Annotated in this window: 10 protein-coding genes and 2 pseudogenes; 5 read left to right on the top strand and 7 right to left on the bottom strand. The window is 72.1% G+C overall.

Annotated features, from left to right (window positions below; translation table 11 throughout):
* Positions 1-17 precede the first annotated feature (17 nt).
* Positions 18-3,335 carry a ThuA domain-containing protein gene (locus ACFYPH_RS22555; RefSeq protein WP_387184337.1) on the top strand — a complete coding sequence of 1,106 codons (3,318 nt, stop codon included), beginning with the start codon at positions 18-20 and terminating at the stop codon, positions 3,333-3,335.
* Positions 3,336-3,425: 90 nt separating this feature from the next.
* Here ACFYPH_RS22555 and ACFYPH_RS22550 read toward each other — a convergent pair whose 3' ends face one another.
* The gene (locus tag ACFYPH_RS22550; RefSeq protein ID WP_354855355.1) at positions 3,426-4,544 is read right to left on the bottom strand and encodes a GuaB3 family IMP dehydrogenase-related protein; all 1,119 of its coding nucleotides are present in this window, start codon (positions 4,542-4,544) and stop codon (positions 3,426-3,428) included.
* Positions 4,545-4,571: 27 nt separating this feature from the next.
* Positions 4,572-6,134, bottom strand: a complete 1,563-nt coding sequence (guaB, locus tag ACFYPH_RS22545; protein ID WP_354855354.1) for an IMP dehydrogenase — start codon at positions 6,132-6,134, stop codon at positions 4,572-4,574.
* A 186-nt stretch (positions 6,135-6,320) separates the two neighbouring features.
* Here guaB and ACFYPH_RS22540 point away from each other — a divergent pair, with 186 nt between their 5' ends.
* Positions 6,321-6,740: a DUF5319 domain-containing protein gene (locus tag ACFYPH_RS22540; protein WP_354855353.1), complete on the top strand. Its 420-nt coding sequence runs from the start codon at positions 6,321-6,323 to the stop codon at positions 6,738-6,740.
* Positions 6,741-6,777: 37 nt separating this feature from the next.
* Here ACFYPH_RS22540 and ACFYPH_RS22535 read toward each other — a convergent pair.
* Both ACFYPH_RS22535 and ACFYPH_RS22530 read right to left on the bottom strand, forming a co-directional pair.
* A pseudogene (locus ACFYPH_RS22535) lies at positions 6,778-6,981 on the bottom strand (response regulator transcription factor); the annotation flags it as partial.
* A gap of 71 nt (positions 6,982-7,052) precedes the next feature.
* Positions 7,053-7,596: pseudogene (locus ACFYPH_RS22530) on the bottom strand (helix-turn-helix transcriptional regulator); the annotation flags it as partial.
* A 255-nt stretch (positions 7,597-7,851) separates the two neighbouring features.
* Here ACFYPH_RS22530 and ACFYPH_RS22525 point away from each other — a divergent pair.
* The gene (locus tag ACFYPH_RS22525) at positions 7,852-8,235 is read left to right on the top strand and encodes a WhiB family transcriptional regulator (protein ID WP_234589302.1); all 384 of its coding nucleotides are present in this window, start codon (positions 7,852-7,854) and stop codon (positions 8,233-8,235) included.
* A 201-nt stretch (positions 8,236-8,436) separates the two neighbouring features.
* Here the strand turns inward: ACFYPH_RS22525 and ACFYPH_RS22520 are convergent, their stop codons facing one another.
* The 3 genes from ACFYPH_RS22520 to groES all read right to left on the bottom strand — a co-directional run bounded on the left by ACFYPH_RS22520 (position 8,437) and on the right by groES (position 12,264).
* Positions 8,437-10,113 carry a molybdopterin-dependent oxidoreductase gene (locus ACFYPH_RS22520; RefSeq protein WP_387184333.1) on the bottom strand — a complete coding sequence of 559 codons (1,677 nt, stop codon included), beginning with the start codon at positions 10,111-10,113 and terminating at the stop codon, positions 8,437-8,439.
* A 125-nt stretch (positions 10,114-10,238) separates the two neighbouring features.
* Positions 10,239-11,879 carry a chaperonin GroEL gene (groL, locus tag ACFYPH_RS22515; RefSeq protein WP_355068452.1) on the bottom strand — a complete coding sequence of 547 codons (1,641 nt, stop codon included), beginning with the start codon at positions 11,877-11,879 and terminating at the stop codon, positions 10,239-10,241.
* A 70-nt stretch (positions 11,880-11,949) separates the two neighbouring features.
* Positions 11,950-12,264, bottom strand: coding sequence for a co-chaperone GroES (gene groES / locus ACFYPH_RS22510; RefSeq protein WP_030330046.1), 315 nt, complete (start codon positions 12,262-12,264; stop codon positions 11,950-11,952).
* Positions 12,265-12,526: 262 nt separating this feature from the next.
* On the opposite strand from groES, the gene ACFYPH_RS22505 reads away from it, so the two are divergent.
* Together ACFYPH_RS22505 and ybaK are read left to right on the top strand one after the other, a co-directional pair.
* Positions 12,527-13,723, top strand: coding sequence for a methyltransferase domain-containing protein (locus tag ACFYPH_RS22505; protein ID WP_354855349.1), 1,197 nt, complete (start codon positions 12,527-12,529; stop codon positions 13,721-13,723).
* A 10-nt stretch (positions 13,724-13,733) separates the two neighbouring features.
* Positions 13,734-14,213, top strand: coding sequence for a Cys-tRNA(Pro) deacylase (gene ybaK, locus ACFYPH_RS22500; protein WP_354855348.1), 480 nt, complete (start codon positions 13,734-13,736; stop codon positions 14,211-14,213).
* Positions 14,214-14,258 lie beyond the last annotated feature (45 nt).

The following is a 14,258-nucleotide window of genomic DNA, read 5'->3' as shown; positions in this document are numbered from 1 at the left end:
CGACCACCGGAGGAACGATGACCCGACCGACCGGACGACGATGGTTCGCCGTCGCCGCTGGACTCATCCTGACCATCCCCCTCACCTCCGCCGTTCCCGCCACCGCCGCACCAGCCGACGACGCGCCCCCGATCGCGCCGTCCGTGGTCGAGAACGGACCGGCCGCGCTCCGCGCCGCCGTGCGCGCTCCGCAGACCTACCGGGTGCTGGTGTTCACCAAGACCGCCGGTGAGCGCCGGGCGTCCATTACCGACGGTGTCGACACCATCCAGCAGTTGGCCAAGGCGAACCACTTCACCGTCACGGTGAGCCGCGACGCCGCCGTGTTCACCGCCGCCGAGCTGGCGAAGTACCGTGCGGTGGTCTTCCTCAACACCACCGGCGACGTACTCAACGCCAGCCAGGAGGCGGCCTTCGAGGCGTACGTCAAGGCGGGCGGCGGCTACGTGGGCGTCCACGCGGCGGCGGAGACCGAGCCGGACTGGGCCTTCTACCAGAACCTCGTCGGCGCGAAGGCGGCCGCCGCCTCGCCGGTCGGCCGCGGCGTGGTGGACGTGGCCGACCGCGCCCACCCGGCGTCCGAGACGCTGCCCCGCACGCTCACCCTCACCGAGGAGTGGTACAACTTCGACCGCAACGTCCGGGGCGCCGCGCACGTGCTGGCCACCGTGGACGAGAAGACCTACACCGGCGGCACGATGGGGTACGACCACCCGGTCACCTGGTGCAAGGACTATCAGGGCGGCCGCTCCTTCTACACGGGCCTCGGGCACAGCATCGAGACGTACCGCTCGGCGAAGTTCCGTGAGCACCTGCTCGGCGGCATCCGGTGGTCCGCCGGTGTGGTCGAGGGCGACTGCGGCGCCACCGTGCTCGGCAACTACGAGAAGGTCACCCTCAACGACGACCCAGGCGAGCCGATGTCGCTGGCCGTGCTGCCGGACGGCCGGGTGCTGCACAACACCCGCGGCGGCGAGGTCCGGTTCTACGACCCGGCCACCGGCGCCAGCCCGGTGATCACCACCGTCGACGTGTACCAGCACGACGAGGACGGCCTCCAGTCGGTGGCGATCGACCCGGACTTCGCGACCAACAGGTGGGTCTACATCTACTACGCGCCGAAGCTGAACACCCCGGTCGACAACCCGGCCACCCCCGGCGTCAACGAGGGCGACGCGCCGGTCACCTCCACCGACCCGACCGTGTGGGACAGGTTCAAGGGCTACAACCAGCTCTCCCGGGTCAAGCTGGTGGACTCCCCCACCCCGCACCTGGACATGAGCACCGAGCAGCAGATCCTCCGGGTCGACACCGACCGTGGCATCTGCTGCCACGTGGCCGGTGAGGTCAAGTTCGACGGCAAGGGGCTGCTCTACCTGATCACCGGGGACGACACCAACGCCGGCGGCTCCGACGGCTACACCCCGATCAACGAGTCGCCGACCCAGGGCCCCGGCTACGACGCGCAGCGCTCCGCCGCCAACACCAACGACCTGCGCGGCAAGCTGCTGCGGATCAAGGTGCGGGCCAACGGCACGTACACCGTGCCCAAGGGCAACCTCTTCCCGGAGGAGCAGGACACCGCCGGGAAGACGCGGCCGGAGATCTTCCTGATGGGGCTGCGCAACCCGTTCCGGTACGACGTGGACGCCAAGGGCATGGTCTACGTGGGCGACTACTCGCCGGACTCCCGCGTACCCAGCGCCACCCGCGGCCCGGACGGCACCGGCCGCTGGTTCGCCACCAACAAGGCCGGCAACTACGGCTGGCCGTACTGCTACTCGCCCAGCCTGCCGTACATCGACTACGACTTCGTCACCCGGACCTCCGGCGCCCCGTTCAACTGCGGCGCCCCGGTCAACGACTCACCCCGCAACACCGGCCTGCGGGTGCTGCCGAAGGTCGAGCAGCCGCAGTTCTGGTACACCTTCGACGGGCGCACCCCGTGTGCCGGGTCGTACCTGGAGACCCCGCCGGTCGGCTGCGACTTCACATGGCCGGTCATCGGCACCGGCGGCGTCGGCCCGATGGGCGGCCCGATCTACTCGTACGACCCGGCGTCGACCTCCGAGGTGAAGTTCCCCGAGTACTACCAGAACGCGGTGGTCTTCGGTGAGTTCACCCGCGACAAGATCTTCATGATGCGCACCGACGGCAAGGGCACCCTGACCGGCGTGGAGCAGTTCCTGCCGGGCGTCGTGTTCGACAACCCGATGGACATGGAGTTCGGCCCCGACGGCTCGCTCTACCTGCTGGAGTACGGCGACGGCTTCTTCCGGGCCAACCCCGACGCCCAGCTCTCGGTGATCCGCTACGTCAAGGGCAAGCGGTCGCCGGTGGCGAAGCTCGACGCCACACCGACCTCCGGGACGGCACCGCTGACGGTGCGGTTCTCCTCGGCCGGCAGCTACGACCCGGACCCGGGCGAGTCCATCTCGTACGCCTGGGACTTCACCAGCGACGGCACTGTCGACTCGGCCGACCCGAGCCCGTCGTTCACCTACACCGCGAACGGGACGTACACCGCGAAGCTGACGGTGACCGACTCCAGCGGGAAGACCGCGGTGCTCACCAAGGAGATCGTGGTCGGCAACACCGCGCCCACGGTGACCGTCACCTCCCCGGTGAGCGGCAGCTTCTTCACCTGGGGCGAGAGCGTGCCGTTCACCGTCACGGTGACCGACCCCGAGGACGGGCCGGTGGACTGCGCACGGGTCACCGTGACCTTCGTCCTCGGCCACGACAGCCACGGCCACCCGGACAGCTCCACCACCGGCTGCACCGGCACCCTCGCCACCCCCGCCGACGGCGGTGACCACGCCGGCGGGTACCTGTACGGCGGGATCAGCGCCTCGTACACCGACCTCGGTGGCGGCGGCCAGGCCCCCCTCACCACGGTCGGCCAGGCGATCATCCAGACACCCCGGCAGCAGGCCGAGTACGCCCAGGTGAAGCAGGGCGTCGAGGTCGCCACCACGGGTGACACCGGCGGCGGGCAGCACGTCAGCGGGATCGACCCGGGCGACCACATCGCCTTCGACCCGATCAACCTGGGTGGGGTGTCCAGCGTTACCCTGCGGCACTCCGGCGGCTCGGCGGCCACCGCCGGCACTCCCCGGGCGGCGGTGGAGCTGCGGCTCGACTCGCCCACCGGCCCGCTCGTCGCCACCGCGACGGTGAACGCGACCACCGGCAACGCGGCCTTCACCAGCACGACGGTGCCGGTGGACCAGCCGGCCGGGGCGCACCGGCTCTACCTGGTCTACGCCGCCGTACCGGGCGGTCCGACCAGCGGCCTGGGCAACCTGAACTGGGTCGAGTTCACCGAGGGCTGACGCGCCGGCCCACCCCCGGCACGCCCCCGGTACGACGGAGGCCGGCCCCGCAACGTGGCGGGGCCGGCCTTCCGGCGTCTGAACGGCAGGTCAGCGGTCGAGGACCAGGCCGACCTTCTGGAACTCCTTGAGGTCGCGGTAGCCGCACTTGGCCATCGCCCGGCGCAGCCCACCGAACAGGTTGAGCTGACCGTCGGCCTCGTCCGCCGGGCCGAAGAGCAGCTGCTCCATCGACCCGAGCGGCTCACCGGCGACCTCGAACGCGCCGCGGGGCAGCGACGGGTGGCTGGCCGCCGAGTGCCACCAGGCGCCGCCGGCGGGCGCCTCGTCGCAGAGCGACAACGGCTCGCCGAGCATCACCGCGTCCGCGCCACAGCCGAGGGCCTTGGCGATGTCACCGGAGGTCTGGATGTCGCCGTCGGCGATCAGGTGCACGTACCGGCCGCCGGTCTCGTCGAGGTAGTCCCGACGGGCCGCCGCGGCGTCGGCGATCGCGGTGGCCATCGGCACCCGGATGCCCAGCACCGACTCGGTCGTCGACCACTCGTCGCCGCCGATGCCGACGATCACGCCGGCCGCGCCGGTACGCATCAGGTGCAGGGCCGTCTTGTAGTCGGTGCAGCCGCCGACGATGACCGGCAGGTCGAGGTCGGCGATGAACTCCTTGAGGTTCAGCGGCTCGTCGGTCGTCGACACGTGCTCGGCCGACACGATGGTGCCCTGGATGACCAGGATGTCCACTCCGGCGTCCAGGATGACCGGGGCCAGCGCCAGGGTGTGCTGCGGGGAGACCCGCACCGCCACCGTGCCGCCTCCGGCGCGCAGCTCGCGGACCCGCTCGGCGATCAGGTCCGGGCGGATCGGCTCGGCGTACACCTCCTGGAGCCGCTTGGTGGCGCGGGCGTCCTCGTCGAGGCCGGCCAGCTCCTCCAGCACCTTCGTCGGGTTCTCGTAGCGGGTCCACAGCCCCTCGACGTTGAGCACGCCGAGACCGCCGAGCTGACCGAGCCGGACCGCCGAGGACGGGCTCATCGTGGCGTCCGAGGGGTGCCCGACACAGGGGATGCCGAACGGGTACGCGTCGAGCTGCCACGCGGTCGAGACGTCGTCGACGTCCCGGGTCCGGCGGCTCGGCACGATGGCGATGTCGTCCAGGTGGTAACCGCGCTGCGCGGTCTTGCCCAGCCCGATCTCGACCACGTCACGCATGGGGGACTCCAGGTTGTTGGGGGATGGTCAGCGGGAGTGGTAGTTGGGCGCCTCGACGGTCATCTGGATGTCGTGCGGGTGGCTCTCCTTGAGCCCCGCCGCCGTGATCCGGATCAGCTGGCCACGCCGGTGCAGCTCGGGGATGCTCTCCGCGCCGACGTACCCCATCGCGGCCCGCAGCCCGCCGGTGAGCTGGTGGGCGACCGCGGACAGCGGGCCCCGGTAGGGCACCTGCCCCTCGACACCCTCGGGGACCAGCTTGTCCTCGGCGAGCACGTCCTGCTGGAAGTACCGGTCCTTCGAGTACGACTTGGCCTGCCCCCGGGACTGCATCGCGCCGAGCGAGCCCATCCCGCGGTACGCCTTGTACTGCTTGCCGTTGATGAAGATCAGCTCGCCGGGGCTCTCCTCGCAGCCGGCCAGCAGGCTGCCGAGCATCACCGTGTCGGCGCCGGCGACCAGGGCCTTGGCGATGTCGCCCGAATACTGGATGCCGCCGTCGCCGATCACCGGGACGCCGGCCGGGCGGGCGGCACGGGCCGCCTCCATGATCGCGGTGATCTGCGGGACGCCGACTCCGGCCACGATCCGGGTCGTGCAGATCGCGCCCGGACCGACACCCACCTTGATCCCGTCGGCGCCGGCCTCGACCAGCGCGCGCGCACCGGCGTACGTGGCCACGTTGCCGCCCACGATGTCGATCGTGACGTCCTTCTTGAGCTGGCGGACCATGTCCAGCACGGCCCGCTGGTGCCCGTGCGCCGTGTCCACGATCAGCACGTCGACGCCGGCGTCGACGAGCGTGCGGGCCCGCTTGTACGAGTCCTCGCCGACACCGACGGCGGCGGCCACCCGCAGCCGGCCCGCGTCGTCCTTGGTGGCGTTCGGGTACTGCTCGCTCTTGGTGAAGTCCTTCACGGTGATCAGCCCGCGCAGCCGACCCGAGTCGTCCACGATCGGCAGCTTCTCGACCTTGTGGCGACGCAGCAGCGCCAGCGCGTCGTCCTTGCTCACCCCGACCGTGGCGGTGACCAGCGGCGTCCGGGTCATGATCTCGCGGACCGGGGTGCTCGGTTCGGAGACGAAACGCATGTCGCGGTTGGTGACGATGCCGACCAGCTGGCCATCGCCGTCCACCACCGGGACACCCGAGATGCGGTAGCGCCCGCACAGCTCGTCGACCTCGCGCAGGGTGTCGTCCGGGCTGGCGGTCACCGGGTTGGTGATCATGCCGGACTCGGAGCGCTTGACCAGGTCGACCTGAAGCGCCTGGTCCTCCACGGAGAGGTTGCGGTGCAGCACGCCGATGCCACCCTGGCGGGCCATGGCGATCGCCATGCGCGCCTCGGTGACCGTGTCCATGGCGCTGGAGAGCAGCGGAACGGTCAGTTCGATGCCGCGGGTGAGCTTCGTCCGGGTGTTGACCCGGCTGGGGACGACGTCCGACTCGCCCGGCTGGAGCAGCACGTCATCGAAGGTGAGCCCGAGCGGAACGACCCGGGCCGAGCCGGCGGGCAGCTCGGGCAGGTGGCCGCCCAGATCGGCGTGCTCGACGCCGGCCGGAAGATCGGTGCTGGGCGAATTTTCCACGATTGCTCTCCTGAGCTGCTCGGATGGGCTTCAGCGAGGTGGCGCGGGCGGGCACCGGAGCACGCCACGGTGCCGGCACGTCGTCCTATCGTACCCAGTGACCTGGGCGACCTCCGTCGGCGGCGGCCGCGTGGGCGCGGTGCCGGGGGGCGGACGTTCGCGCCGCGTTGGGTCTACGGTGAGGGGGTGCACGACGAGCCCATCGACCCGTTCAACGGCGACCCGGCCGACCCGACCGCAGGCCTGGACGACCCGGGCGACGACGCGACGCCGGATCCGCTGACCGACGTCGAGCGGCAGGATGTGCTGGAGGACCTCGCCGACCTGGAGATCTACCAGGCCCTGCTGGCGCCAATCGGGGTGCGCGGGCTGGTCATCGAATGCGAGGACTGCCGGGAACCGCACTACTTCGACTGGGACCTGCTGCGGGGCAACCTGCGGCACCTGCTCAACTCGGGGCGGCCCCGGGTGCACGAGCCGGCGTACGACCCGGACCCGGACCACTACGTGACCTGGGACTACGCCCGTGGTTACGCCGACGGGGTGCACGACACCCTGACCGAGGGCACCGAGGACGAACCGGGCACCGCCACCACCGGCGAGTGACCGCTGGCTGACCCCGCCGGGGGCGGGGCCGCGTGGGTCAGGAGACCAGGCCGGCACGAAAGCCGGCGGCGACCGCGTGGGCGCGGTCCCGGGCGCCGAGCTTGCGGAACAGCCGTCGCGCATGGGTCTTGACGGTGTCCTCGGACACGAACAGTTCCCGGCCGATCTCCGCGTTGCTCTTGCCCTCGGCCATGCCCAGCAGCACCTGGAGTTCCCGTTCGGTGAGCCCGATCGACGCCCGGTTGGGGCGGGCGCTCGGGGCGGGCCGGGTCGGGTCGGTCTGGCCGGCTGCCGACCCGTCGGTCGCCGACTCGACCTCGTCGTCACCCCGCTGCACCGGCACCGACGGCATGCCCGGCGACCCGTCGCCGGGCGCGGCCGTCCAGCCGGGTTCGGCGGAGCCGCGTACCGATGGCGCGGAGCGGCCCGACCCACCGACCGCCGCGGTGTCCCGGGCCGGGTCGGTGACCCGCTGCCGGGAGGCTCGGCCGGGTGCGGTGAGCAGCAGCAGGGCCTTGGCGACCGCGCTGGTCAGGTCGTGGTCGGCGTTCTGGATGAGACCCCGGGCGCCAGCGCTGATGGTGGCGGCGGCGGCCTCGGACTCCTCGGCGCCGAGCAGCAGGACCGCGGCCTGCGGCGCGCGGGCCAGCACCCGGCGGACGAAACCCGCGCTGTCCGGCCGGGTGAGAGCCGTGTCGGCCAGGACCACGTCGGCCGGGCGCTCGGCGAGTCGCAGCATCACCTCGGGATCGGAGACGGCGGTACGGACGATCGCGGACAACCCCAGCCGCGCGGCAGCAGAGTTGAGGTGCTGAGCCGCGAGCGGTGTCCGAACGCACACAAGAACGGTACGCACTGTGGTGGTCTCCTCTCCGCACACGAGCAGACCATGACGGCGTCGGCTGGGGAGGGGGTTCCCGGCAATCATCTGAACTTTTCCGACAGATAGGGCAAAAGCCGCGAGTTGCCAGACGTTTTGGATCACACACGTGTGAGCCGGCGGCAGCCCGGGTACCGGGAAATCCAGGCCGGGAACGGTGCGCCTGCGCGGCCCGCCGCCCGGAAGCCGGCCACAAGAGTCTCGCGGTGCCGCGCGGGAGGAGGGGTGCTGATGTCGAACGTACGTAGACTGCCCGGACCCATCGTCGATCTCTGGGACTGGCAGCGGCTCGGTGCCTGCCGGGGCCGGGACAGCGCCCAGTTCTTCCACCCGGACGGGGAGCGGGGCTCCTCCCGGCTGCGCAGGGAGTCCGCCGCCAAGTCGGTCTGCCGGGCCTGCCCGGTCCGCGCCGAGTGCGCCGCGCACGCCCTGTCGGTCCGCGAGCCGTACGGCGTCTGGGGCGGCTTCAGCGAGTCGGAGCGGCTGCGCCTGCTCGCCGTCGGCTGGGAGGACCTGGCCGACCGCCGGCAGATCCGGGTCGACGTCGCCCGCCTGGAGGCGCGACTGGGCCGCCCGCACAAGTCGACGGTCCCGGCCCAGCGCAACGTCGCCTGACCCGGCACCCACCCCGAACACCGCGAACCGCGCCCCCGCCTAGCGGGAGCGCGGTTCCGCACGCCTGCCCCCACCCCACCCCTCCCCCACCCACACCTGCCCCCGTCGATCATGAAGTTATTGCCCCGACACGCCGTCGATCGGGGCAATAACTTCATGATCACCAGGGGTCAGGCGGGTGGGGGCGGGGCAGGGTGGGGGTTAGTGGACGTTGACTGGGACGGTGTGCCAGCCGGTGGCGCCGTCCGGGGCGACGCTCTGCGTGCGCTCGGTCTGGGTCTCGCCTGTCGCGTCCGTTGCCCGGACCTGGAGCCGGTGCTCGCCCGGCGTGGCGTCCCAGCGCCAGGACCACTGCACCCAGGTGTCCACCGACACCGTCGGGGCGAGCTGCGCCTCCTGCCAGGGGCCGTCGTCGACGCGTACCTCGACCCGGCGAACGCCCCGGTGCTGCGCCCAGGCCACACCGGCCACCGTCACCGGACCGGCGGTCAACCGGTTGCGCCGTCGCGGCGCGTCGATGCGCGACTGGGTCTTGATCGGGCCCTGGGCGGACCAACCACGCGGCACCCAGTACGCGTCGAAGTCGGCGAACCGGGTCAGCTCCAGCTCGGTCACCCACTTGCAGGCCGACACGTAGCCGTAGAGGCCCGGCACCACCATCCGGACCGGGAACCCGTGCTCGACCGGCAGCGGCTCGCCGTTCATGCCGATCGCCAGCAGCGCATCGCGTCCGTCGCGGAGCGCGGCGGTGGGGGTGCCACAGGTCCAACCGTCGACCGACCGGCCGACGACCTGGTCGGCGTCCTCCTCCGGCTGCACCTCGTCCAGCAGCTCCCGCAGGGGTACGCCCAGCCAGCGGGCGTTGCCGATCAGGTCCCCACCCACCTCGTTCGAGACGCAGGCCAGCGTGACGTACCGCTCGACCAACGGCCGGGCCAGCAGATCGGCGTAGCTGTAGGTGCGCTCGGTGCCCACCCGGCCATGGATGCGCAGCCGCCAGGTCTCCGGGTCCACCTGCGGCACCACCAGGGCGGTGTCGATCCGGTAGAACCCGAGATTCGGGGTGACGTACGGCGCGAGCTGGGCCAGCGACAGGTCCGCGCCCGCCGGCACGGCCGGTGCGGGGGCGACCGGCGCGGGCAGCCGGATCGCGTCCCGGGCGGCGGACACGCCGCGCCGCCCGGCCAGCCAGCGCCCGCCGAGACCGGCCACGGCGGCCGTGCCGAGTAGCACGCCGGTGGCGGTCAGGAACCGCCGGCGCGACTCCGGATCGACAGTCGCGGCCGGCGCGGCCGGGGTCACCGGCGCCGGCGGGGCGGCGGGGCTCACCGGGACCGGCAGGCCCTCCGGCGGCCCGGCGGACGACACCGGCCATTCACCAGGACCGGCAGCCGGCGGGGTTGCCGGGCGGGAGGTGGCGGGTGAGGTCCAGGGCCAGGGGTCCAGCTCGAACGGGCCGGCGATGAACAGCCAGAGCACCAGGGCGCCGAGTCCCCCACCGACCAGCGACGGCAGCGCGTCGAAGACGTCCGCGCCGGGGCGGGTCAGCGCGGCGGCCACACCGACGACGCCGAACGCCGCGATCCCCGCCAGGCCCAGGGCCAGCCGGCGGACCGCCACCATTCCGAGCAGCGCGGCGAAGGCGCCCAGCAGCAGGGCCGTTCCGATCAGCAGGGCGATCTTGTCGGCGGTGCCGAAGACGTCGATGGCGAACTGCTTGAGCGGCTCGGGGACGGCGTCGACGACCACCCCGCCCACCGCGACCAGTGGCGCCGACCGGGGGCCGGTCAGCACCGCCACCGGCTCCGCGATCCCGATCGCGACGGCGGCGGCGGTCACTCCGGCCAGCGCGGCGTACCGCCGCGACGTGGTGCTCATCGGCCCAGTGTGCGCGATCAATCCGCCGGGTCGCCAACCATGTCAGCGCTTGGTAATGATCGCGGAGACGAACCGGGGCACACCGCCGTACGACGGTGTGCCCCGGGGCGGGTGTCGCTACCGGGTCAGAAGCCCGGGCCGTGCTGGTGACCGTGGCCGTGGCCGTGCCCACCGGCGGCGGCCGGCTCGGCCTGCTCCGGCTTCTCCACCACGAGGCTCTCGGTGGTGAGCAGCAGACCGGCGATCGAGGCGGCGTTGGTGACCGCGTTGCGGGTCACCTTCACCGGATCGATGATGCCGGCCTTGACCAGGTCGCCGTACTCGCCGGTGGCGGCGTCGAGGCCGTGGCCCCACTGCATGTCGGCGACCTTCTGCGTCACGACGTAGCCGTCGTGGCCGGCGTTCTGCGCGATCCAGCGCAGCGGCTCGACCAGCGCCTTGCGCACGATCGAGACGCCGACCTTCTCCTCGCCGGTGAAGCCCAGGTCGTCGTCGAGCACGGGAAGGATCTGCACCAGGGCGGCGCCGCCGCCGGGCACGGTGCCCTCCTCGACCGCGGCCTTGGTCGCCGCGATGGCGTCCTCGATGCGGTGCTTGCGCTCCTTCATCTCGACCTCGGTCGCCGCACCCACCTTGATCACGGCGATGCCGCCAGAGAGCTTCGCCAGCCGCTCGGCCAGCTTCTCCCGGTCCCAGTCGGAGTCGGAGGCCTCGATCTCCTTGCGGATCTGGGAGACCCGGTCGTCGACGTCGGCCTTCTGGCCGCCGCCGTCGACGATCGTGGTGTTCTCCTTGTCGACCACGACGCGCCGGGCGCTGCCGAGCACCTCCAGGCCGACCTGGTCGAGCTTGTAGCCCAGCTCCGGAGCGACCAGCTCGGCGCCGGTGGAGATCGCGATGTCCTGGAGCATGGCCTTGCGCCGGTCGCCGAAGCCCGGGGCCTTGACCGCGCAGACCTTGAGGGTCTTGCGCAGCGAGTTGACCACCAGGGTGGAGAGCGCCTGACCGTCCACGTCCTCGGCGATGATCAGCAGCGGCTTGCTGTTCTGCAGGACCTTCTCCAGCAGCGGCAGCAGCTCCTCGATCGCCGAGATCTTCTGGGTGGTGACCAGGATGTACGCGTCCTCCAGGACGGACTCCTGACCCTCCAGGTCGGTGACGAAGTTCGGCGAGATGAAGCCCTTGTCGAACTGGAGACCCTCGGTCACGTCCAGCTCGGTGGTGAGCATCGAGCCCTCCTCGACGGTGATGACACCGTCGCGGCCGACCCGCTCCATCGCCTCGGCGATCAGCTCGCCGATGGTGGCGTCCTGCGCCGAGATCGTCGCCACGTTCGCGATCGACTTCTTGTCAGCGACCTCGACGGCGCGGCCGAGCAGCGCCTCGGAGATCTTGGTGGCCGCCGCGTCGATGCCCCGCTTGAGGCCGGCCGGGTTGGTCCCGGCGGTCACGTTGCGCAGGCCCTCACGGACCATCGCCTGCGCCAGCACGGTCGCGGTGGTGGTCCCGTCGCCGGCGACGTCGTTGGTCTTGGTCGCCACCTCCTTGACCAGCTGCGCGCCGAGGTTCTCGTAGGGGTTGGTGAGCTCGATCTCCTTGGCGATGGTCACACCATCGTTGGTGATCGTCGGCGCACCGAATTTCTTGTCCAGGACGACGTTGCGCCCGCGCGGGCCGAGGGTGACCTTGACCGCGTCTGCGAGGGCGTTGACACCGTGCTCCAGCAGGTGCCGGGCGTCGTCCGAGAAGCTCAGGATCTTCGCCATGTATGTCCCTTCGAAGCGAAGCTGCCCCGGCCCGGCGAGCCGGACCGGGGCAGCGACACTGATCGGTTGCTTACTTCTCGATGACCGCGAGGACGTCGCGGGCGGAGAGCACCAGGTACTCCTCGCCGGCGTACTTGACCTCGGTGCCGCCGTACTTCGAGTAGAGGACGGTGTCGCCGACCTGCACGTCAACCGGAACCCGGTTGCCGTTGTCGTCGACGCGCCCCGGACCCACAGCGAGGACGGTGCCCTCCTGCGGCTTCTCCTTGGCGGTGTCGGGGATCACGATGCCCGACGCCGTGGTGGTCTCAGCCTCGTTCGCCTGGACCACGATGCGGTCCTCGAGCGGCTTGATCGCAACCTTGGTCGCGGTAGTCACGGGCATACCCTCCTGGGGTACTACTGGTTTCGTTGCCGGCCAGCGGGGCTGACCAGCGTCAATCTGCCTCATGCCACCGGGCGGGGCCGTCGTCGCGGGTGCCGGTCCGCCTGGCGTGCGCACCCGGGTCGCGAGACCCGGAAGCTGGCACCCTCAGGGTGAGAGTGCTAATCGCAGGTTATTCCGTGGCTAGCACTCCGTCAAGGAGAGTGCCAGCGCGTCGCGCCCCGCCAGCCGGTATTTCCGCCTCGGCCGGGAGAATGGTGGGGTGGATCTCGATCAGCTGGCGGCGCTGCGTACCCCCGAGGGGTCGGCCGCGCTCACGGCGGCGGCCGGGCTGGCCGGCGGTGATCCACTGGCGGCGGCGTCGGCGTTACGCGCCGGCGGGGTGCCGCCCGCGCTGGCCGCGGCGGCGCTCACCCAGGCCGAGCTGCGCCACCGGGCGGTCGGCAAGTTCGGCCCGGCTGCCGCCGGGATGTTCCTCACCCGCGCCGGGCTGGAGCAGGCCACCCGCCGGGTCGTCGCCGACCGCCGCGCCGAGCGGCTGCGCGCGGCCGGCGTGCGCACGCTGGCCGACCTCGGCTGCGGCCTCGGCGCCGACGCGCTCGCCGCCGCCCGCGCCGGCATCCGGGTGTACGGGGTGGAGGCCGACCCGGTGACCGCCGCGATGGCCGCCGCCAACGCCGCCGCCGCGGGGCTGGCCGAGCTGTTCACGGTCGAGTGCGGCGACGCCACCGCGTTCGACGTCTCCCGGGTCGACGGCGTCTTCTGTGACCCGGCCCGACGTACGAGCGGCACCGGTCGGCGGATCTTCGACCCGCGCGCCTACTCGCCACCGTGGGACTTCGTCACCGGGCTCGCGGAACGGGTGCCGCGCACGGTGGTGAAGGTGGCGCCGGGACTGGACCACGCGCTCATCCCGGCCGGCGCGGAGGCGGAGTGGGTCGGCGTGGACGGCGACCTGGTCGAGGCCGCGCTCTGGTGTGGGGACCTGGCCCAGGTGCCCCGCCGCGCGACTCTCTACCGGCAGGTGGGCGCCGAGACGCACCGTTTTCAGCTCACCGGCTCGGGCGCCACCGACGCGCCGGTCGGGCCACCGCGCCGCTACCTGTACGACCCGGATCCGGCCGTGGTCCGCGCGCACCTCGTCGCCGAACTGGCCGACCAGCTGGACGCCACGCTGGGTGACCCGAGCATCGCCTACCTCTACGCCGACCGGCCGACGCCCACCCCGTACGCCCGGTGCCTGGAGATCACCGACGTGCTGCCGTTCTCGCTCAAGCGCCTGCGGGCACTGCTGCGGGAACGGCGGGTGGGCCGGGTGGAGATCCTCAAGCGGGGCTCCGCGCTCACCCCGGAGCAGTTGCGGCGGGATCTGCGGTTGGCCGGCGACCAGGCGGCGAGCCTGGTGCTCACCCGGACGGCCGGGGCACCGACCGTGTTGGTCGGCCACCCGGTCCACTAGCGTCGTCGGTGTGGCGGGACAGGGCACTCCGGCGACCGCGCTGCTGGTCAAGCGTGGGATCGCGTATCGCACCCATCCGTACCGGGTCTCCCCGGACGTGCCGAACTACGGCGCGCTGGTCGCCGAGGCGCTCGGTGTGGCACCCGAGCGGGTGTTCAAGTCGCTGGTGACCGAGGTCGACGGCGCCCTGACCGTGGCGGTCGTCCCGGTCACCGGCGAGCTGGACCTCAAGGCGCTCGCGGCGGCGGTCGGCGGCAAGCGGGCGACGATGGCCGACCGGGCGGTCGCCGAGCGGGCCACCGGCTACGTTCGCGGCGGGATCAGCCCGCTCGGGCAGCGGCGGCGTCTGCCCACAGTGCTGGACGAATCCGCGCTGGATCTGCCGACGATCTACGTCTCGGCTGGCCGACGCGGTCTGCAACTCGAACTGGCCGCGGCGGATCTGGTGGCGTTGACCGACGCCCGCACCGCGCCGTTGCAGACCCACTGACGACAGTCGTTACGTCGACTCCCGCGTGGGATACCCGGGGAGTAA

The sequence above is a fragment of the Micromonospora sp. NPDC005252 genome (genome assembly GCF_042872475.1).
Taxonomy (GTDB): Bacteria; Actinomycetota; Actinomycetes; order Mycobacteriales; family Micromonosporaceae; genus Micromonospora.
Note: the sequence above shows the minus strand (reverse complement) of the source record. Positions and strands in the feature narration are given on the sequence as shown.